Annotated in this window: 19 protein-coding genes; 9 read left to right on the top strand and 10 right to left on the bottom strand. The window is 69.0% G+C overall.

Annotated elements, in window-relative coordinates:
* The first annotated feature begins 11 nt into the window (after window positions 1-11).
* The 3 genes from IEY93_RS05970 (at window position 12) to IEY93_RS05960 (ending at window position 4,342) form a co-directional block, all read left to right on the top strand.
* Window positions 12-227: a hypothetical protein gene (locus IEY93_RS05970; RefSeq protein WP_189161943.1), complete on the top strand. Its 216-nt coding sequence runs from the start codon at window positions 12-14 to the stop codon at window positions 225-227.
* A gap of 171 nt (window positions 228-398) precedes the next feature.
* Window positions 399-3,980, top strand: coding sequence for a DNA polymerase III subunit alpha (gene dnaE / locus IEY93_RS05965; RefSeq protein ID WP_189161942.1), 3,582 nt, complete (start codon window positions 399-401; stop codon window positions 3,978-3,980).
* Entirely contained in the window at window positions 3,977-4,342 is a 366-nt protein-coding gene (locus IEY93_RS05960) for a DUF6300 family protein (protein ID WP_268241533.1), read from the top strand. The genes dnaE and IEY93_RS05960 overlap by 4 nt, the downstream gene beginning before the upstream one ends.
* A 19-nt stretch (window positions 4,343-4,361) precedes the next feature.
* Here IEY93_RS05960 and IEY93_RS05955 read toward each other — a convergent pair whose 3' ends face one another.
* Together IEY93_RS05955 and IEY93_RS05950 are read right to left on the bottom strand one after the other, a co-directional pair.
* Window positions 4,362-5,408 (bottom strand): hypothetical protein, encoded by a 1,047-nt coding sequence (locus tag IEY93_RS05955; protein ID WP_189161940.1) that lies wholly within the window; start codon window positions 5,406-5,408, stop codon window positions 4,362-4,364.
* A 197-nt stretch (window positions 5,409-5,605) separates the two neighbouring features.
* Entirely contained in the window at window positions 5,606-6,928 is a 1,323-nt protein-coding gene (locus IEY93_RS05950; RefSeq protein ID WP_189161939.1) for a helix-turn-helix domain-containing protein, read from the bottom strand.
* A 265-nt stretch (window positions 6,929-7,193) separates the two neighbouring features.
* On the opposite strand from IEY93_RS05950, the gene IEY93_RS05945 reads away from it, so the two are divergent.
* Window positions 7,194-8,030 (top strand): type II CAAX endopeptidase family protein, encoded by an 837-nt coding sequence (locus tag IEY93_RS05945; RefSeq protein WP_189161938.1) that lies wholly within the window; start codon window positions 7,194-7,196, stop codon window positions 8,028-8,030.
* Window positions 8,027-9,181: a sensor histidine kinase gene (locus IEY93_RS05940; protein ID WP_189161937.1), complete on the top strand. Its 1,155-nt coding sequence runs from the start codon at window positions 8,027-8,029 to the stop codon at window positions 9,179-9,181. Before IEY93_RS05945 ends, IEY93_RS05940 begins: the two co-directional genes overlap by 4 nt.
* Before the next feature lie 103 nt (window positions 9,182-9,284).
* Here the strand turns inward: IEY93_RS05940 and IEY93_RS05935 are convergent, their stop codons facing one another.
* From IEY93_RS05935 to IEY93_RS05925, 3 genes are all read right to left on the bottom strand, one after another.
* Complete coding sequence (locus IEY93_RS05935) at window positions 9,285-9,863, bottom strand: hypothetical protein (protein WP_203968355.1); 579 nt, start codon at window positions 9,861-9,863, stop codon at window positions 9,285-9,287.
* A 284-nt stretch (window positions 9,864-10,147) separates the two neighbouring features.
* On the bottom strand, window positions 10,148-11,122 hold the full coding sequence (locus IEY93_RS05930) for a threonine ammonia-lyase (RefSeq protein ID WP_189161935.1): 975 nt from the start codon (window positions 11,120-11,122) through the stop codon (window positions 10,148-10,150).
* On the bottom strand, window positions 11,103-11,735 hold the full coding sequence (locus IEY93_RS05925; protein ID WP_189161934.1) for a TetR/AcrR family transcriptional regulator: 633 nt from the start codon (window positions 11,733-11,735) through the stop codon (window positions 11,103-11,105). Before IEY93_RS05925 ends, IEY93_RS05930 begins: the two co-directional genes overlap by 20 nt.
* A 102-nt stretch (window positions 11,736-11,837) precedes the next feature.
* Between IEY93_RS05925 and IEY93_RS05920 the strand changes: the two genes are divergently transcribed.
* Both IEY93_RS05920 and IEY93_RS05915 read left to right on the top strand, forming a co-directional pair.
* Window positions 11,838-12,647 carry an SDR family oxidoreductase gene (locus tag IEY93_RS05920; RefSeq protein ID WP_229690896.1) on the top strand — a complete coding sequence of 270 codons (810 nt, stop codon included), beginning with the start codon at window positions 11,838-11,840 and terminating at the stop codon, window positions 12,645-12,647.
* A gap of 162 nt (window positions 12,648-12,809) precedes the next feature.
* Window positions 12,810-13,760, top strand: coding sequence for a MerR family transcriptional regulator (locus IEY93_RS05915; RefSeq protein ID WP_189161933.1), 951 nt, complete (start codon window positions 12,810-12,812; stop codon window positions 13,758-13,760).
* Between the two features lie 112 nt (window positions 13,761-13,872).
* Here IEY93_RS05915 and IEY93_RS05910 read toward each other — a convergent pair whose 3' ends face one another.
* The 3 genes from IEY93_RS05910 to IEY93_RS05900 form a co-directional block, all read right to left on the bottom strand.
* Window positions 13,873-14,220 (bottom strand): helix-turn-helix domain-containing protein, encoded by a 348-nt coding sequence (locus IEY93_RS05910; protein ID WP_189161932.1) that lies wholly within the window; start codon window positions 14,218-14,220, stop codon window positions 13,873-13,875.
* Window positions 14,221-14,222: 2 nt separating this feature from the next.
* Window positions 14,223-14,585 (bottom strand): type II toxin-antitoxin system RelE/ParE family toxin, encoded by a 363-nt coding sequence (locus IEY93_RS05905; RefSeq protein ID WP_189161931.1) that lies wholly within the window; start codon window positions 14,583-14,585, stop codon window positions 14,223-14,225.
* Window positions 14,586-14,803: 218 nt separating this feature from the next.
* A complete protein-coding gene (locus tag IEY93_RS05900) occupies window positions 14,804-15,847 on the bottom strand; it encodes a DUF695 domain-containing protein (protein WP_189161930.1) in 1,044 nt (347 codons plus the stop codon).
* 99 nt (window positions 15,848-15,946) lie between these two features.
* Here IEY93_RS05900 and mnmA point away from each other — a divergent pair, with 99 nt between their 5' ends.
* On the top strand, window positions 15,947-17,017 hold the full coding sequence (gene mnmA, locus IEY93_RS05895; protein WP_189161929.1) for a tRNA 2-thiouridine(34) synthase MnmA: 1,071 nt from the start codon (window positions 15,947-15,949) through the stop codon (window positions 17,015-17,017).
* A gap of 93 nt (window positions 17,018-17,110) precedes the next feature.
* On the opposite strand, the gene IEY93_RS05890 is transcribed toward mnmA, so the two are convergent.
* A complete protein-coding gene (locus IEY93_RS05890) occupies window positions 17,111-17,746 on the bottom strand; it encodes an MBL fold metallo-hydrolase (RefSeq protein ID WP_189161928.1) in 636 nt (211 codons plus the stop codon).
* A gap of 185 nt (window positions 17,747-17,931) precedes the next feature.
* Here IEY93_RS05890 and IEY93_RS05885 point away from each other — a divergent pair, with 185 nt between their 5' ends.
* Complete coding sequence (locus IEY93_RS05885; protein ID WP_189161927.1) at window positions 17,932-18,942, top strand: methionine synthase; 1,011 nt, start codon at window positions 17,932-17,934, stop codon at window positions 18,940-18,942.
* Between the two features lie 61 nt (window positions 18,943-19,003).
* Here the strand turns inward: IEY93_RS05885 and IEY93_RS05880 are convergent, their stop codons facing one another.
* Entirely contained in the window at window positions 19,004-19,378 is a 375-nt protein-coding gene (locus IEY93_RS05880; RefSeq protein WP_189161926.1) for an ASCH domain-containing protein, read from the bottom strand.
* Window positions 19,379-19,945 lie beyond the last annotated feature (567 nt).

Raw genomic sequence — 19,945 nt, 5'->3', positions numbered from 1 at the left:
GAACGTACACCATGACCATGACCCAGCCCAACGAGAGAGCCGCCACCAGCCTCCGGCTGGAGGGCCCCGGTCTCGGTCTCGGCCTCGACCCGGCCGACATCGAGACCTTCATGGAAGCCACCCGCAAGGGGCTCATCGCCCCCGAGACCGCGTGCGACAAGGGGATGCAGGACAACTTCGCCCTGCGGACCGCCACCACCGTGCCGCTGACGGCGCCCCTGGCCTGACCCCGACCAGCCGAGCGGGCCCCGCAGCCGGCGGCTGCGGGGCCCGCGCATGTCTCGGCCGGCGTTCAACCCAGTCATCACAATCGGCGATCGGGTTCCACCAGTCCCAGCCGGCTCTCGATAGAGTTCTGGTCTCCGCCCGCCCTCAGCACGAAAGGCCAGAGATCCACCATGGCTGATTCGTTCGTCCACCTGCACGTTCACACTGAGTACTCGATGCTCGACGGTGCGGCGAAGATCGGCAAGCTGGCCGCGCGGGCGGCCGAGCTGGGCATGCCCGCGATCGCTATGAGCGACCACGGCAACATGTTCGGCGCCTACGAGTTCCAGAAGTCGATGAAGTCCGCCGGCGTGAAGCCGATCATTGGGATCGAGGGTTACGTCAGCCCCGAGTCCCGCCACTACAAGAAGCCGGTGTTCTGGGGCGAACCCCACCAGCGCAAGTCGGACGAGCGCACCGGGCTCGGCGGCGACGTGTCGGCCAGCGGCACCTACTTGCACAAGACCATGTGGGCCGTGAACGCCCAAGGGCTGCGCAACCTTTTCAAGATCTCTTCGCTGGCCTCCCTCGAAGGCCACATGAAGAAGTACCCGCGCATGGACGACGAGCTGTTCGAGCAGTACCACGAGGGGATCGTCGCCACCACCGGCTGCCCGTCCGGGGCGGTCCAGACCCGCCTGCGGCTCGGCCAGTACGACAAGGCGCTGGAGCACGCCGCCAAATACCAGGAGATCTTCGGCCGGGACAACTACTTCCTGGAGATCATGGACCACGGCGGAATCCCGATCGAGACCGGGGTCCGGGAAGATCTTCTCCGGATCGGCAAGGCCCTCGGCATTCCTCCCCTGGTCACCAACGACAGCCACTACGTCACCGAAGACCAGGCCACCGCCCACGACGCCCTGCTGTGCGTCGGAACGAACTCCCAGCTCAGCAACCCCGACCGGTTCCGGTTCTCCGGCAACGGCTACTACGTGCGCTCGGCAGAGGAGATGTGGGCCCTGAACCCGGGCTCCGACATGTGGGCCGAGGGCTGCAAGAACACTCTGCTGATCGCCGAGCGAGTCGAACCCTACGACGAGGTTTTCGCTCACCGCGACCTGGCTGCCAAGTTCCCGGTCCCCGAAGGGGAGACCGAGATGAGCTGGCTGCGCAAGGAAGCCCATCGCGGCGCGGTCCGCCGCTACGGCGACCCCGTGCCCGCCGACGTCATGGAGCGCATCGATTACGAGCTCGGCGTCATCGAGAGCATGGGGTTCCCCGGCTACTTCCTCGTCGTCGCCGACATCTGCCAGTACGCCCGGGACAACGGCATCTGGCTCGGCCCGGGCCGAGGGTCGGCTACCGGCTCGATGGTGGCCTACGTCACCGGGATCACCGAGCTCGACCCCATCGAGCACTCGCTGCTGTTCGAGCGGTTCCTCAACCCCGAACGCATCTCCATGCCGGACGTCGACTTGGACTTCGACGAGCGCAGGCGCGGTGACATGATCCGTTATGTCACCGAGAAGTACGGCGAGGACAACGTCTCGCTGATCATCACGTACATGACGATCAAGTCGAAGGCCGCGGTCAAGGACGCGGCCCGCGTTCTCGGCTACCCCTTCGCCGTCGGCGAGAAGATCACCAAAGCTTTTCCGCCGGCCGTCATGGGCAAGGAGATCCCGCTCACCGGCATCTTCGACGAGAAGCACCCGCGGTACCCCGAAGCGACCGAGCTGCGGAAACTGTACGAGGAAGATCCTGACGTCAAGCAGGTCATCGACACCGCGCTCGGCCTCGAAGGGCTCACCAGAGGCACCGGTGTGCACGCCGCGGGCGTCATCCTGTCCTCGCAGCCCCTGATCGACGTCATGCCGATCTTCCAGCGTCCCGACGACGGCGCCCGCATCACCGGCTTCGACGGCCCCAGTTCCGAGAACATGGGCGCGCTGAAGATGGACTTCCTCGGCTTGCGCAACCTCACCGTCATCGGCGACGCCGTCCAGAACATCAAAGCCAACCGCGGCTTCGACCTGGACATGCTCACCTTGTCACTCGACGACAAGAAGACCTACGAGCTGCTGGCCCGCGGTGAGACGCTCGGCGTGTTCCAGCTCGACTCCTCGATGATGCGGGACCTGACGAAGCTGATCGCCCCCGCCCGGTTCGAAGACATCTCGTCGGTCCTGGCTCTTGGACGACCCGGCCCGATGGGCGCCAACGCCCACACCAACTACGCGCTGCGGAAAGCCGGATCGCAGGACATCACGCCGATCCACCCCACGCTCAAGGAAGCCCTCGACCCGATCCTCGGCACGACCTACCACCTGGTGGTCTACCAGGAGCAGGTCATGGCCATCGCCCAGCAACTGGCCGGCTACACCCTCGGCGGCGCCGACATCCTGCGCAGAGCGATGGGCAAGAAGAAGAAGGAGGAGATGGACAAGCAATGGGCCACCTTCTCCCAGGGCATGATCGACAAGGGGTATACCAAGGAGGCCGCCAAGGCCGTCTGGGACGTCCTTGAACCGTTCAGCTCCTACGGCTTCAACAAGTCCCACACGGCCGGCTACGGACTCGTCTCGTACTGGACGGCCTACCTCAAGGCCAACTATCCGGCCGAGTACATGGCCGCCCTGCTCACCTCGGTCGGCACCAACAAGGACCGGATGGCGCTGTACCTCGCCGAGTGCCGGCGAATGAAACTCAAGGTCCTGCCGCCCGACGTCAACGAGTCCGGGCTGCGGTTCAGCGCCGTGGGGGAGGACGTCCGATTCGGGCTGGGCGCCATCCAGAACGTCGGCGAGAACGCCATCGACGCCATCATCACCACCCGCGCGAAGAAGGGCGCCTACACCGACTTCAACGATTTCTTGAACAAGGTCCCGCAGGTCGTCTGCAACAAGAGGACGATCGAATCACTGATCAAGGCCGGAGTCTTCGACGAGCTCGGACACAGCCGCATGGGCCTGTACCAGGTCCATGAACAGGCCGTGGACGCGGTGATCGACGTCAAGCGCAAGGAGGCGCAAGGCCAGGACTCACTGTTCGGTGCCTTCGACACCGACGAGACCGCGAACGTCTTCCAGATCCCCATCCCGGACGGGGAATGGCCCAAGAAGACCAAACTCGCCTTCGAGCGGGAAATGCTGGGCCTCTACGTCTCCGATCACCCGCTCACCGGCGCGGAACGCGTCCTGGAGCGGAACCGGGACCTGACCATCGCCCAAGTGCTGGACGGCCAGGCGGGCGGAGGCAACGTCCGCATCGCCGGCATCATCTCCGGCGTCGACAAGAAGGTCACCAAGAAAGGTGACGTCTGGGCGATCCTCAAGATCGAGGACTACGACGGTTCGATCGAAGTCCCCTGCTTCCCCCAGACCTACCAGCTGTACGGCACCAATCTCGCGCCCGACTTGGTGGTCTCCGTCACGGGCAGAATCCGCTCACGCGGTGACGGCGAGGACGCCACCATCTCCTTCAACGCCACCGAGATCGCGTTCATCGACATCTCAGGGATCCAGGACGGCGGCCGCGAACCCGTCGTGATCGCCGTCCGTGAGGAACGCATCAACAAGGAACTGGTCAGTGAGCTCAAGCGCATTCTGACCACGCACCCGGGCGAAACACCGGTCCACCTGCGAGTCGAGCGCCTCAACCGGAAGATCAACCTTGTCGCGCTCCCCGACTATGCGGTGAACATCAACGGTGGGACCTTCGCGGGAGACATCAAGGTCCTCCTCGGACCCAACTCATTGGTCGTGCCGTGACAGATCGACCTGATTGTGAATCGGGCCCGGTCGAAATCGTCCTCTCGGAGACACCGCCCGAGTGCGGGCGGTGTGACGGTGAAGGAATATTGTCGGTCCGGGTCCCGAACAGCTGGACCAACAGTCGTGGCGCCGAAGTACGCGGATACTCCGTCGTGGTGCTCTGCGCTTCCTGTGACGCCGACCGGCCCGCCACGGCGCCGCTGATCACCTGGTTCCACGTACACGGCGAGGTCACAGAGGACAACCTGCACGAGTTCGCCACGCTGGGCTCAGTCTGGATCAATGGTCTCGACCTTCAGCCTCTCGACCTGGAAATGCTCGCCGCCGAAGAAGAGGCGTGGCGCCGCGGCGAGCTGTGATCGGGGCCGGAGTATCAGGTCATGAGTCGGATCCTCGAGAGCTGGTCGTACTGCCCTGAACGGCCATACGTACGGCGGGCAGGTGGTCGGTAAGGGCCTGCGCGTAGGCGGTCAATGCGTGCGGCAGTTCGAACTCGATATCGATGATGCGATTGATCGCTTCATCGAGCCGGGAGCCACGCTCGTTGTCACCGGCGGCATCGGCCACATGCAGCTCGCTCTCCAGCACTCCACGGTGGTGAGCGGCGGCCATCGTGAAATCCAGCGCGAAACAGGCATCGAAGATGGCGGTAGCCGCCTCCTGAGGTGCCGCTACGCGGGTCAGCGCTTGCTGGAGAATGAACGTGGGTGGCAGGTCGGGTATCCGATGCTGGATCCAGTTCTCACCCCACAAGCGACGCCGGCGTGCTGCGGGAAACCCGTCAGCGATCAGTACCAGATTGCCGTCGTCGCGACGTCGCACGATCATGCCGAAGCGTTCCGCCAACTCGAACCCACCGACCGCGCGCGGGGCGCCCCCGTGCGCTCCGGCCGGCAGGCCGTCGTCCATCCACACGGCCATCTCGATCAGTTGCCGTAGGCCATCGTCCAGCGGTGCCACTTGCTCCACTTCTGACTGGTCCATAAAGCCGTGCGGGTCGGTCATCACCACACGGCCCACTGTCAGCCGCCGACCCCCGAGTAAGGCGGAGATCAAGGCGCCGGCCGCTACATCCGCCCACCAGGCCGCGAACTCCATCATGCTCTCGCGCGAAGCTTTCGCGGCCTGCGCGGCGAGGCGTTCACGCTCGGAGAGGAGCGAACCGAGGGGATCAACAATGAGTCTCTCCCGCCATGCACCCGGACTATCGTCTCGGCTCGCCGCTCGTTGGGTGATGCGGCGTTCGCCCTCTTCCAGAAGCATCTCGTAATGGTGCTCCGCCTGCTCTTGCTGCACGATGAGCTGCTGGACCGCTTCCGCTATTCGGCGGAGGGTGGAGTCGATGATTTCGTCACTCATCTGCTGTCCGGCGGGCGCGGAGATCAGAGCAGCATGATCGGCGGCGTCGTTCGGGAAGTCATGCATATGCGTTTCTCCGGGCCTGGTGTGGAAACAAGGCGCGAGCTGCCGTCACGGTACGTATGCACATCCGAACCGTGACGGCAGCATAGCGATGCGTGTCTGCGGGGGCGTGATTATCGCCGTGCCTCCAAGAGCCGGAGCTCCAGATATTGCGCGCGTTGCGTCGGCCGGCACCTTCGTCGAGATGACGGTTTCGTATGTCAGGTGCCTTGCGGAGCAGGCGCGGTGGCCAGGAGTTCGCGGAACTCGGTCGCTGAGGGACGGGTGCGCTGGTCGCGGGGGACGGCGCGGAGCACCAGCTTGGCGGTTTCGATCATGTGCTGGCTCCGGTAGGCGGGGGCCACCGCGTCGATCGCCGTGGCCGCCTGGCGCAGGCCCTCGTCGATGCCGCCCCGGGTGACCGTGCTCAGCGCACCGTGGAGTTGCACGTTGACGAGGTACACGTAGTCGCGGGAGGAGTTGAGTACTTTCTCCCGGGCCGTGTCGGCTGCGGACTCCTCGCCCGCTCCGGCGTACACCCAGCTATCGGTGAAATGAACCTGATTCGGGGTCCAGAAGCCGTACCTGTCGGCGTCACCTTGATCTGCGGCCCTGTGCAGAGCACTCAACGTCTTGAGTGCTTCGTCGTGTCTGCCGAGCATGGACAGCGCTTTTGCCTCGGTGGTCAGCAGCTTGAGTTGGGGCTTGTCGATGAGTTGCTGGGCGCTGCGGACCATGCGCAGGATGGTTTCCGGGTCGCGCTGGCCGTAGAGGCCGTGGCCGGTCTCCTCCGAGCGGACGAGGAGTTGAAGTCCGAGGTCTCCGGAGGCGTCGGCGGCCTGGCGTGAGCTGTACCACCAGCGGATGGCGGAGCCGTGGGCGCCCAGCCGGGTCAGCGCGTTGGCGTGGATCGACGCCAGCACGGCGGTGACGCGCTGCAGCTCGGTCACCTCGGCCGGGGTGGAGACCTGGAGTTGGCGTCGCACCTCCATCAGGTCGATGAACAGGTCGGCGGCGACCTGGGCCGGTGGCCGGGTGCGCAGGGCGTACAGGTGATCGGTGCAGGCGGCGTCCCACTCTTCCAGGGGCCGGTGAGGGTGGCCCAGGGCCAGGTCGAGGAGTTCGCGGACGGGTTCGGTGGAGATGCCGAGGGTGCCGAATGTGCCGAGGGTGCCGAGTCCGGCGAGGAGGTGGAGGGCGGCTCGACGTTCCATGTCGTCGTCTCCGTTGGCATATACGGGGTTTTCCAGGTTTCTACCCGCGTAGCGCTGGGCTGATTCGGTGGCGGTTTTCAAGTCGACCAGCACGTTGTACAAGGCCGCCAGGACGCCCCGGGCGTCGTACACCTGGTCCAGGCGCTGGACCATGTCCGCCGGGGGAACGCGTTCACCGCGTTCCCATTTGGCCAGATTCGAGAAGTCGGTGTACATCATCTCCCCGGCCCGGCGCAGCCCGAGATTGCGCTTGCTCTCCCGTAGGTGCCGCATGACGGCCCCGTACAGATGCCACACCGAGGCATGCGGATCGATCGAATCCGTACTCACGGGCGCCCCCTCCGCTGAAGCTCAACCGCGGCCCCATCAGCCGTACTACAGACCTTCTACCACCTCTCATTACCTTGTGTTGCGACAACTTTACTAAGGGTATTCGTCATTCGCCGTCGCGGGAGAGCGGGTGGCCGGGCCGGGTTGTCCCCCGTGCGAGCTACGGGCGGATGTCCACTGGGTGGTGACGATTTCGGGGCCGCGAATTCATAGCGTTCTCGGCAACGCGCGGCATCCGGCCGCGGGAACGCACGAAGGAGTCGTCATGCGACTGGTGAAGCAACTCGGGGCCGTCGCGGTGGTGGCCTTCCTCGGCAGCCTGGTGGTGGGCGCGGTGCAGGGGAGCCCTTTACTCACGCTGATCACCGGCGTCGCGACGGCCCTGCTCACCCTGCTGACGTACGCGAAAGTGGTGCGGTGGACCGAGCGCCGCGACCCCCTGGAGGTGGCCAGGGCGGGAGCCGCCGGCTCCCTCGGCCGCGGGGCGCTGATCGGTGCGGGGATGTTCGGGGCCGTCATCGCGCTGATCGCCCTGTTCGGCGGCTACCGGGTGGACGGCTGGGGTTCGGCCGGCGGCGCGGTGACGCTGATCGGCGTCACGGCCGCGGCCGCCGTGACGGAGGAGGTGATGTTCCGCGGCGTGCTGTTCCGGATCATCGAGGAGCGCCTCGGCACCTGGGGGGCGCTCGTCCTGACCGGCCTGGTGTTCGGCCTGATGCACATCATCAACCCGCACGCCACCCTGTGGGGCGCGCTCGCCATCGGCATCGAGGCCGGCTGGATGCTCGCCGCCGCCTACGCCGCCACCCGCACGCTCTGGCTGCCGATCGGCCTGCACTTCGCCTGGAACTACACCGAGGCCGGCATCTTCGGTACCGACGTCTCGGGCAAGACCGGGTCCGAGGGGTTGCTCGACGGCGTGACGTCGGGTCCGGCGCTGCTGACCGGAGGCGACTTCGGGCCCGAGGCGAGCCTGGTGACGGTGATCGCCGGCCTGGTGGTGACGCTGCTGTTCATGCGGCTGGCCCGCAGGCGCGGCACCGTGGTGCCCCGTCGCCGCCGCTCCGCTCCGGCCGGCGCCGGCACTACGCTCGTCCCGTGATCGGAATCCGGCGCATCCCGGACCTGTGGCGCCGGTGCGACGTCGTGGTCCAGGATCTTCCGTTCGCGCTGCTGTTCGCCGCACTGTCGTTCGTGCCGGCGTTCGACGGGCACGGGACGGAGGTCGGCGAGCTGCCGGACCGCCCTTTCGACGCGGCGACCATCGGGGTCATCGCCCTGGAGTGCCTGCCACTGGCCGTGCGCCGGCGGTGGCCGGCCGTCTGCCTCGCCCTGGTGGCGGCCGGCTTCGCCGTCGACCAGCTCCGCGGCTACCACACGTTCGCGGGCAACGCGCTGCCCGTGGCACTGTTCAGTGCCGGAGCCCATCTGGAACGCCACCGGCGCGCGGTCATGATCGCCTGTTCCGTCGCGTACGTGCCGCTGTCGGTCGCGCTTCACCGGCTCGGATCCGCAGAGGGCGTCTCCGGGTTCACCACGTTCTACCTGACGCTGGTGGTCGCGTGGGGCGGCGGCTCGTGGCTGCGGCTCTCGCGGGCCGCCGAGGCGGAACGCCGCCGCCACGTCGCCGAGGCCACCCGCGCCGCCGAACGCACCCGCATCGCCCGCGAGCTGCACGACGTCGTGACCCACCACGTGACGGCGATGGTCGTGCAGGCCGAGGCGGCGCGGTACCTCGCCGCCGTCCCGGAACGCCTCGACCAGAGCCTGACCGCGGTGACCGACACCGGCCGGCGGGCCATCACCGACCTGCGGCACCTGCTCGACCTGCTCAACCCCGACCACGGCACCGAGCCGGTGCTGCCGCCCGTCGGGGAGCTGCACGCACTCGTGACGCAGACCCGGCTGGCCGGCCAGCCGGTGGAGTTCACCGAGGAGGGCGGCCCCCGGGAGACGACCGGCGGCGCCGAGATCGCGGCCTACCGGGTCGTGCAGGAGGCCCTGACGAACGCCCTGAAGTACGCCCACGGCAGCCGTACCGTGGTCCACGTGCACCGCCACGCGACGGAGATCACCGTGGAGGTCGGCACCGACGGCTCCGGGACGCGCACCGCCTCACCCGGCGGGAGCGGACGCGGCCTCGCCGGCCTGCGCGAACGGATCCACGTGCTCGGCGGCGAGTTCAGCGCGACCCGCCGGCCAGGCGGCGGCTTCCTCGTCCGGGCTCGCATCCCCGCGGAGAGCACCACCTGATCACCCCGATCCGGGCCCTGCGCCGTCCTGTGCGGCAGAATCCGGATCGCGGTCAAGGACACCTCTGCAATGAGGGCTTCCGCATCTGCTGCGCTGTTTCCGGTCAGCCCGCGATGAAGCGCCAGCCTTCGGTGACGGTCGGAGCGTTGGTGGCGCCGCGCTGGGTGCCCTGGTCCCAGCACTTCTCGCGCGGTTTCGAGGTGTTGGCCGGCCAGGACCAATACTTCTGGGCGTCGTAGGCCACGTCGTACGCCTGCACACCGTACTGCCCGGTCACCCGGCTGTGCGGGGGGACGACGAGGCTGGCGTTCACGCCGATGGCGGTGGTCCGTTCCTGCACGATCTGCGTGCTGACGTTGGTCTGCAGATAACTCGTCAGCTCGGCCGTCACGCCCACCGTGACGCTGATCCGCCAGGTGCGCGACTGGGATGAGGTGAACGTCGCATTGATCGGCGAGTCAAGGGCGTTGTCCACGACCCGGGCGTCACTCACGTTGAACGTCGGGGTGGTGGAAATCGCGGTGTACCGGTATCCCTCCAAATACGGGGTGCGGCCGTAGAACGTCAGTCGCCACACGATATTGGGGTCGGTGGGGCAGGAAATCTGCGGGCCGATTTGGCCGGCCTGAGCGGCGCTCGGTGTCACGGTCACGCACAGTCCGGAGATCAGGGCTGTGAGCACTGTTAACGTGGTGAGTCTTCTGCGTCGTCCGTTGGGTTTCCCGGCCGCTCTCCGCCGCCGGTCGTGCGCTCCGATTCGAAGGCCGCCCAATCTCCGCCTCCACTCGACTTAAGGTCGGCCCGGTCCACTGAATGTGGCCGGTTTCTTCCACCCGGCCACGCTGCCGAGCCGCTTGCGAGTGCTGAATTGAGATGTACAAGCGCATATTGATTGCTGTCTGGGCACCTGTCAATGGCCGAATGGCCGGATAACGCCCGGCTCTGCACGTCTTTCGAAAGCGACCGTCAAGGACCATGGACGGGGGGAGCACCGGTCCAGCGGTGGTAGGCGGGCAGGTCGACGTTGCCGCCGCAGATGATGGTGACCACGTGCCGGCCGGCGAAGCGGTCGCGGTCTTCGAGGATCGCCGCTATGCCGAGCGCGGCCGACGGTTCAACGACGAGGCCGGCGTGTTCGAGGAGCAGTCGCATGCCGGCGATGATCGACGTCTCCTGCACCAGGACGGCGTCGTCGGCGACCAGGAGGAGATCGTCCAGGACGGCCTGGATGGGACGGCGGCCGGCGACGCCGTCGGCGATGGTGTCGGTCGAGTCGGTGGTGACGACGCGCCGTTGCCGCCAGGAACGCGTCATCGCCGGCGCGCCGAGCGGCTGTACGCAGATGACCTCGACGCCGGGCGCGAAGGACTTCAGCACATGGCCCACACCAGTGGCCAGCGCCCCGCCGCCGAGTGCGATCAGGACGGCGTCGAACGACGGCGCGGAGTCCACCAGTTCCAGGCCGATGGTCGCCGCGCCCTCGCAGGTCTCGATGTCCAGGCTGTCCTCGACCAGCCGGATGCCCTCGTACCGGGCGAGTGCCGCCGCTCGCTCGCGAGCCGTGTCGAAGTCGCCGTCCACCAGTTCCAGCCTGGCGTCCAGCGCGCGGATGCGATCGAGCTTCGCCGCGGGCGCGAAGCGGGAGGCCACGACGGTGACGTCGAGCCCCCGGCCGCGGCCGGACCAGGCGAGGGCCTGGCCGAGATTGCCCGCGCTGGCGCACACCGCGGCCGGCGAGCTCGTGCCGGCGAGCCGGCTCGCGACCAGCTCGGTGCCCCGGGCCTTGAAGCTGCGCACCGGGTTCGCGGTTTCGAGCTTGATGCTCACCGCGCACCCGAGGGCGGGCTCCAGCGCGTCGCAGCGGTACAGGGGGGTGTCGAGGAAGACCGGGTCGATCACCCGGCGAGCCGCCCGGATCCGGTCAGTGTCGAGGCGCGTCACGGCGAGCCTCCGCTTCTGAGGCGAGGGAGGGGGTGGTGAGCCTGCGGACGGCTTCGATCACCGTCGCGCGGCGGCGGGCCCAGGCGGCCTGGTCGGTGTCCTCGTCCAGCACCATGCGGCACATATTGGGCACCGCGAAGTTCCAGGCGATCAGTCCCATGATGGTGAACATCAGGTCCTGCGCGGAGCGGACGAGCGCGTCCTCGGCGAGATGGCTCGGGCTCCCGCCCACGAGATGGCAGACCTTCTCCCGGAAGGCGTCCCGGCGCTCCCGTTCGCTCTCGTCGGGTTCGTCGCCCGCCTCCAGCGCCTCCCACAGCAGCAGCCGGATCAGCTCGGGATGCTCCCGGTACCAGTCGAAGATCTGCCCCACCGACCCGGCCACCGCGTCGGGATCGATGGAGACGGAGTCGCGGACCTCCTCCAGCTTCGCCCGCAGGACGGCGGCGAACAGCTTCTCCTTGTTCCCGTAGTAGAGGTAGATGGCCTGCTTGTTGGCCTTGGCGGCCGTCGCGATGCGGTCGACTCTCGCCCCCGCCAGGCCGCGCTCGGCGAACTCGGCGGCGGCCGCGTCGAAGATCCGTCGTCTGGTGTCCTCCGCGTCGTAGGGCATGGCCGAATTAAACCATCGGGTTGACTCGGCGTGCTCCAGGCGTCAGTATCGAGGCAGTAATAAAACAACCAGATGGTTTAGTCTCTTGAGAAAGGCTCTCCCTTGAGCACTGCCACCACTGCGACTCCCATCCCCGTGCACTCGCCGCTGTCGAGCGCCCTCTCCGGTACGACCGCCGTCCTCGTCGGCGGCACCTCGGGCATCGGGCTGGCGGCGGGCGTCCTGCTGCGTTCGGTCGGCGCCCGGGTCGTGCTGGTCGGCCGCGATGCCGACCGGCTGAAGGCCGCCGTCTCGCGGGTACGGAACGTGAACCCGGCCGACGGGCCCGGCGACGCCGTGCTGGGCATCGCCGGTGACGGCGGAGACGAGCGGACCCTCGCCGAGGCCTTCGACGCGGCGGGTCACGTCGATCACGTACTCGTCACCGCGGGGGGCATCGGCGGCGCCGGCCCCGTGAGCGAGCTGTCGGTGGGCGACGTTCGCGCGACCTTCGACTCCCGCCTCGGGGCGGCCTTCGCCGCCGCGCGGGCGGCGGCGACCCGGCTTCCGGCCGGAGGCTCGCTCACGTTCAGCTCTGGCACCCTCGTGGTCCGCCCCCTTCCCGGGATGGCCGCTCCGCTTTCGGTCGCCGGCGCCGTGGAGACCCTCACCAGGGCGCTCGCCGTGGAACTCGCCCCGGCGCGGCTGCGCGTGAACACCGTCCGCTTCGGCCGGATCGACACCCCGCTCCTGCGCTCGCTGCCGGGCCTGGACTCCGACGACGCGATCGCCGCGGCCGGATCGACCGCTCCTCTCGGCCGCTTCGGCACCGCCGAGGAGGCTGCCGGAGCGGCTCTGTTCCTCATGGCCAACAACTACGTCACCGGTCAGGTCATCACCGTCGATGGCGGGGAAACCCTCGGCCGATCCTGACGCGCCGCCGGTGCCGGGTCATCCTCGCCAACGGTCGCCGGACCGGCCTCGCCGACGCTGAGCTGGATCTTCACCACTCTTGTGATCTTGAGCTTCGCCAGGGTCGAAACGGTAAAGTGTCCAGTTACTGGAGACTCAACGCGATTTCGGGAGCTGGAGACCATGGCGTCGCTGGAGGACGGCTACTCGATCGGGCAGCTCGCCAAGCTGTCCGGAGTGCCGGTCAAGACCATCCGGTTCTACTCGGACGCCGGCGTGCTGCCCGAGCGCGACCGTACGGCCGCCGGCTACCGCCTGTACGGGGAGGAGGACCTGGCCCGGCTGGAGCTCATCCGCACCCTTCGCGAGGTGGGCGTGAACCTCGCGACGATCCGTACCCTGGCCGAGCGTGACCTGCGGCAGGTGCTGGCCCTCCAGCTCCGCGCCGTGGAGACCCAGCTCACCGCGCTCCAGCGCACCCGCGCCGTGCTGCGCGCGACACTGGAGCGCGGCCGGCCCAGCGAGACCGACCTGCGCCGGCTGAACAGCCTCGGCCGGCTCGGCGCCGCCGAACGTGAGGCGCTGATGGACGCGTTCGTGGCCGAGGTCGGCGGCGGCAACCGCGCCCGCGAGCGGTGGCTGACCGAGCTGCGCAAGGCCATGGTGCCCGAGCTCCCGGCCGAGCCGACGATCGAGCAGTTCGACGCCTGGCTGGAACTGGCGGAGCTGCTCGCGGACGAGGACTACCGGGCGTCGCTGCGCAAAGACGACTCGGGCTTCTGGGAACGCCGCGACCGGGACGAGGAGGCCGGCGCCGGTTTCGAGGGCTGGCGGGAGGCGAACGGCGAGATCACCCGTACCGTGCTCGCGGCCATCGAGCAGGGCGTCGCGCCGGAGTCCGCCGCCGCCGTACCGATCGTGGACAAGGTCGTCACCTTGCTGGCCGGCATGTACGGCGCTCCGGACCCGGGGCCGGAGTTCCGGCGCGGGCTGTCGCGCGGGTACGAGGAGCACGACCCGCGGGCCACCCGGCACTGGGAGCTGGTGGCCAAGATCCAGGGCACCCCCTGGCCGCACCCCGACACCATCGCCCACACCTGGATCGCCGAAGCCCTCCGCGCCCACCCCGCCTGACCGTCAGAGGCCGCGGCGCACCTTTGAACGGCGAGGCGTGCGGTGCGCCTCGATCGCGGACGCCGAAATCCGGGAGCAGGGCCGGGCGCGACGGGGACGGGGACGGATTGAATCAGGCGGCATCCAGCGACGCTTCGCTGACCGGCAGGCGCACCGTCCGATCACCGAAGTCGACGACCAGGTCCAGGCGGGCCCCGAGCGCCTCGACGTAGCGGGCGAGGACCTCGAGGGAGGTGACCTCGCCGTGCTCGATCTGCGAGACGCGGGCGATGCTCACGCCCATGATGGTCGCGACATCCTTCTGTCTGAGTCCGAGCTGCCTACGTGCCTCGGCGAGTTGGTGGCCGCGGGCCTCGGCGAGGAGCTTCTTGGCACCCTCTTCGATCACTGAAGGGGAGACACCGGCCTCGTGCAACTCCTGCTCCAGGTCGCTCCAATCCCTCGGCGTCCTTTTCGGCATGTTCACTCCTCTTCGTCGCTTGTGTAGTCGAGGTAGAGTCGCACGGCCAAGGGGATGTGCTCCTTGTACCACCGTTCCCAGTTGCCCGCCTTGTCACCGCCCAGTAACAGCAGTGCCGCCCGCGTGGGGTCGAAGGCGAAGATGATCCTGATCTCCGATCGCCCACGTGATCCCGGGCGTAGTTCCTTGAGGTTGTGCAGAGAGCTTCCATGGAGCCGGTCGACGAGTGGTCGGCCCAGCGTCGGCCCCTCATCGCGGAGAGCGGCCACGGCCTGGGCGACCTGTATCGCCGAGCCGAGATCCTCCTTGAGGAGCGTCCTGAACCAGGCGGCGTACTCATCTGTGACCTTCACTTCCCAGGCCAAGGAACCCTCCCGTCATTAAGCGTAGCCTTAACCAGGGCAGCAGGGTACCGTGGCGAGGTCCGGACCTCATGTGATCGAGCGACTTCGATAGGTAACTACTCCGTCGCCGCGCAGTTCGGTACGAGGAGTCACGTTGCGCACGCGAACGTGCTGCGCACGAGGGGCGCCGGGGTGGCGAAGCCGGAGCTGAAAAGAACCCTTGTCGCTGCCGGGAAGCGTCAGGTCAGGAAAGGGGAGATGGCGATCCAGCCCGGGTCGTCGGCGACCTCGACGTGGGCGTCGCCCTCGGTCCAGCCGGAGGCGAGCGGCTCGACGCGGGCCGGGACCTCGGCGGCGGGGTCGGCGTAGACGTGCAGGACGCGGGCGCCCTCGGCACTGACGTGCACGGTGAGCAGGGCGGCGTCGCCCACCTCGCCGAGCAGCCCGGTCAGGCGACGCTCGAAGTCGCCGAGCGCCGCCGCGGAGTCGCCGTCCGGCAGGCCGTCGGCGTCGGACACGGCGTACGGCAGGCTGATCGCGATGTGCTGGTCCAGCAAGGGGTGGTCGACCGGCCGCAACGGATGACGGGCCGCGGCCACCAGGCGCGCCCCCTCGCCGGTGCGGCCCTCCAGCAGGGCCCACTGCTCCTGGCCGTACTCGGAGGCCAGGTCGGCCACCACGGCCGGCAGGTGGACGGCGGCCACGGCGTCGATGGGCGGCGCGGTCGCCGCGGTGATGTCGCCGGCCCAGCGTGCGACCTCGTCCTCGCCGAGCAGCGAGTCGAGGGCCAGCAGGGTGGCCTCGATGCGCGTCTCGTCGTCCAGGTCCGGGAAGATCGGATGGTAGGCGGAGATGTCGATGCGCGGCGTACCGTTCGGAATCCGCAGGCCGAGCACCAGCTCGCCCAGCCCGAAGTCGCGACCCGCGACCGGCAGGGTGAGCCGCGCGGCGTCCGAATGGGCCGGCCGGGAGGGCAGGAACTCCCACAGCGCGTCGGCCGGCGGCGCGGCCAGCGCCCAGCGGTGGGCCAGCGGCCGCAGCTCGGGGTCACCGGCCGAAGAGACGATCAGGGCGTACAGCGCGCGCCGGCCGGGAGTGACGTCCCAGGCCAGCTCGGGGCTCAGCGCGGTGGCCCGCGGGCCGAGCTCGGCGGCCAGCGCGTCGGTGTCGCCCGCCTCCACCAGCCTCTCGACCTCCGGCCGGGCACCGGCCCACCACGTCCAGAAACCGGCGATCGCCTCGGCGGGCCCGGCCGCCCGCCCCTTCCGCGCGAACAGTCCCATGGCCCTGGATCCTCCCAGGTGTCCGACGGGAACGCGAACGCGAGCCGGTGTACGGGGAGGGGCGGTGAGGGAGCGGCGGACGGTACTCTCGATGGTGTTATGAGTCTTCGTGTGCTTGCCGCCATGTCCGGCGGCGTCGACTCCGCGGTGGCCGCGGCTCGCATCGCCGAGGCCGGCCATGACGTGACCGGCGTCCACCTGGCGCTGTCCGCCAATCCCCAGTCCTACCGCACCGGCGCGCGAGGCTGCTGCACCCTGGAAGACTCCCGGGACGCCCGCCGCGCGGCCGATGTGATCGGCATCCCGTTCTACGTGTGGGACATGGCCGAACGCTTCCACCGTGACGTCGTCGAGGACTTCGTCAGCGAGTACGCCGCCGGGCGCACTCCCAACCCGTGCCTGCGCTGCAACGAGAAGATCAAGTTCGAGGCCGTGCTCGACCGGGCGCTCGCGCTCGGCTTCGACGCCGTGGCGACCGGCCATCACGCGCGGCTGGAGGGCGGCGTGCTGCGCCGCAGTGTCGACTCCGGCAAGGACCAGTCGTACGTCCTCGGCGTGCTCACCCGCGAGCAGCTCTCGCACGCGATCTTCCCGCTGGGCGGCTCGACGAAGGCCGAGGTCCGCGAGGAGGCCGCCGCCCGCGGGCTCACCGTGGCCGACAAGCCCGACAGCCACGACATCTGCTTCATCGCCGACGGCGACACCCGCGGGTTCCTCGCCGAGCGGCTGGGCTCCGAGAGCGGGCCGATCGTGGACGAGTCGGGCGCCGTCCTCGGCACCCACGGCGGCGCGTACGGCTTCACCGTCGGCCAGCGCAAGGGTCTGCACCTCGACCGGCCGACACCCGACGGCCGTCCCCGCTACGTCCTGTCGATCGAGCCGGTGTCCAACACCGTGACGGTGGGCCCCCGCTCGTCGCTCCAGGTCACCTCGATCGCCGCCGAGCGGCCGGTCTGGAACGGCCCGGTCACCGAGCCGCGCGCGCCGCTGGCCTGCCAGGTGCAGCTCCGCGCGCACGGCGAGGTGTACGACTGCCGGGCGCAGCTGTCCGGCGATGTCCTGCACATCGAGCTGGACACCCCGGCGACCGGCGTGGCCGCGGGCCAGGCGGCCGTCCTGTACGACGGCGACGTGGTGCTCGGCTCGGCGACCATCGCCTCGTCCTCCTGACGCCGCCGGCCTCGGCCTGCCCGACTTTCGCCGCGTACGGGCATCACCGGCTCGACCGGCGGTCCGATCGCCGGGGCGCCGGGTCCTGCCAGGTCAGCCGGGCAGTTCGACGCTTTCGCCCGGGGCCAGACGGCGGAAGTCCGCCTGCTGGGCATCGCCCCGCATCTTGAGGAAGTTGTCGACGAGCGAGAGCCCGACCTCGTTGTACAGGCCGTCGTGGATGGAGTACGCGCGGCTCGGCGCGACCTCCCGCAGGTAGTCCACGAACTCCGCGGCCTTCAGCCACGGCCCGCTGGTCGGGGTGAGCAGGGTGCCCACCGGCCGGCCGGGCACGGTGAAGGCGTCGCCGGGGTGGAACAGTTCGTCGTCGACCAGGAAGCCGATGTTCTGCACGACGGGGAGGTCCATGATGATCCGCGCGTGCTCGCGGCCGAGGACCCCCACCTCGAACCCGGCCGCGGTGAAGGAGTCGCCCTCGCCGACCACGTTGACCTTGTTGCCCAGGCCGGACAGGTGCTCGGCCGCCGAGGCGCAGGTCCAGATCTGCACGTCCGGACGCAGGGCGGCCAGCCGCGCGGCGTCCAGGTGGTCGAAGTGCTCGTGCGTGATGAGCACGGCGTCCGCCCCGTCGAGCGCCGTCGCCTCGGTGAGCCCGCCCGGGTCGATCACCAGGGTCGAGCCGTCCTTCTCCAGCCGGACGCACGCGTGGCCGTGCTTGGTGAGCTTCATGTCTCCATCATCCCGCGCCCCGATCACATCCTCCGGAAGGGGTGCCCGGCGCGGAGCCGGCACCGGTGAAACCGGTCCTGTACGGGGCGAGGCGATGCGAGGAGCCGGCGGCCGGGTCACCCGGGTCCTGGGCCGGTAGGGCGGCCGGGGCGAACGCCGTCCCGGCGGTCCTAAGCTTGCCGGTTGTGAGCGAGTTTCCGTGGGGTGTGGCGAGCGCGACGGGGGTGGGCTCGCACTCCGGCGACGACCACCTCGAGACGCTGCGCATGGTGTTCGGCGAGCTTCCCGATCTTCCGTACCTGCCGGAGCTGCCAGCCCGCGGCGTGGGCGCCGACATGATCGGGCGTACCGCGTCGCTGCTGGTCGACATGCCGGTGGAGGTGCAGCCGTCCGGTTGGCGCATCACCGATCGCCCCGGCCGCGACATACGGCGGGCCAGAGACCACCTCACCCGCGACCTGGACGGGCTGGAGGAGGTCACGCAGGGCTACGAGGGCCCGCTGAAGATCCAGGTGTGCGGGCCGTGGACCCTGGCGGCGGCCATCGAGCTGCGGCACGGCGACAAGACCCTCGCCGACCTCGGAGCCGTGCGCGACCTGTCGGAATCGCTGGCCGAGGGCATCGCCACCCACCTGGCGAGCGTACGGGCACGGGTGCCAGGGGCGCAGGTGCTGCTCCAGGTGGACGAGCCCGGCCTGCCCGGGGTGCTGGCGGGCACGGTGCCGACCGCCTCGGGCTTCGGACGGCTCGCCGCCGTCGAGGCCCCGCTCGCCGCCGACCGGCTGGGCGCCGTGCTGCCCGCCGAGACCTTCACGATCGTGCACTGCTGCGCGCCGGACGTACCGATCGAGGCGTTGCGCACGGCGGGCGCGCGGGCGATCTCGCTGGACGCGAGCCTGCTGCGCCGCCGGGACGAAGACCGCATCGGTGAGGCCCTGGAGGCGGGCGTCGCGCTGTTCCTCGGCGTCGTCCCCGGCACCGACGCCCGGCTGCCGGACATCGGCGTGATCGCCAAGCCGGCGCTCGAACTGTGGGGAAGGCTCGGCTTCACCCCCTCCCGGCTGGCCGAACAGGTGGTGCTCACCCCTCGGTGCGGCCTGGCCGGGGCATCCCCCTCCTACGCCCGCGCCGCCCTCGCCCGCTGCCGCGAAGCCGCCCGCGTCCTCCGCGAAGACCCAGAAGACGAACGCCCCTGACCGGCGTCCGGCGCCGCAGCGGCCCTCCCTCGCATGTGACCGCTTGTGAGCACAGGGCCGGTCAGGTGGCCGCTTCGTCGATCAGCTCGATCTCGATCGCCAAGACACCGAGTGCTTCCTTCTCGGGCCCGTAGATGCGGCGGATGTTGGCGAGCTGCTGCTCGCGGGGGCTGGTCGGGTTCACTTGCTCGGGGCCCTCGGCGTCCAGCATCTCCTCGAACGAGGTGTAGCGAGTGACCCGCTTCACCCGGGTCAGGGCGTCGTCGCGTCCGCACACGAATCGGATCTGGTCGCCGGCCTTGAGCTTGCGCAGGTTCGGGTACTGCACCCGCACCTCGATCGTCTTCGTCCCGTTGGCGACCAAATCGAAGTAGCGACGGTAAAGGTTCATCTCCCGGGCACGCACCCCCGTCGTGCGCTCTGGTCGCACGGTCATCGCATACCTCGGGGGGACCCTGCGCTCGGGCGAGGGAGGACTCGAACTCTTGTGGGGCAAGGCAGGGACAGGCGGTCCACCGCCACCTCAACCCTCGCATCAATGTACACGGGTCGTAACGTAGCGTAAGTGTGATGTGGGGACATGGCGCCAAGCGGAAGCAGTCCTCGAAGTACTGCTTCTAGCGCAGAACGAGCGTCCGCCGGTTTCTTTGCGCCGCCGCACTACGGCTGCCTTCTGATCAGGCGGCAGGTCTTCGGCTGGATGGCTTATGTCGGCAAGCAGCATCAAGTGGGCTGCAAGGTGGGGGGCTTATCTCTTTTGGGGCAGCGATCGCGCATCGATCGCGCACGAAGAAGGGGGAATCTCATGCGCACCGTACTTCCCGCACTGTTCAGGCTGACCGGGATCATGACGGCGGTCGTCGCAGTCATGGCCGTGGGATCAGCCGGTCTCGCGACGTCCGCCTCGGCTCAGAGCGTCGAAGCGGTCTCGGTGGGTTCGGGGGCCGGGGAGAAGTGGTCGTGGGGGCCGGCGGCTTCTGCGGACCGGAGGGGGTGGGCGGGT

Origin of the sequence: Sphaerisporangium melleum, from assembly GCF_014646695.1 — a bacterium.
Lineage (GTDB): Bacteria > Actinomycetota > Actinomycetes > Streptosporangiales > Streptosporangiaceae > Sphaerisporangium > Sphaerisporangium melleum.
The sequence above is the reverse complement of the archived record's forward strand: the minus strand, read 5'-3'. Positions and strand labels throughout refer to the sequence as shown.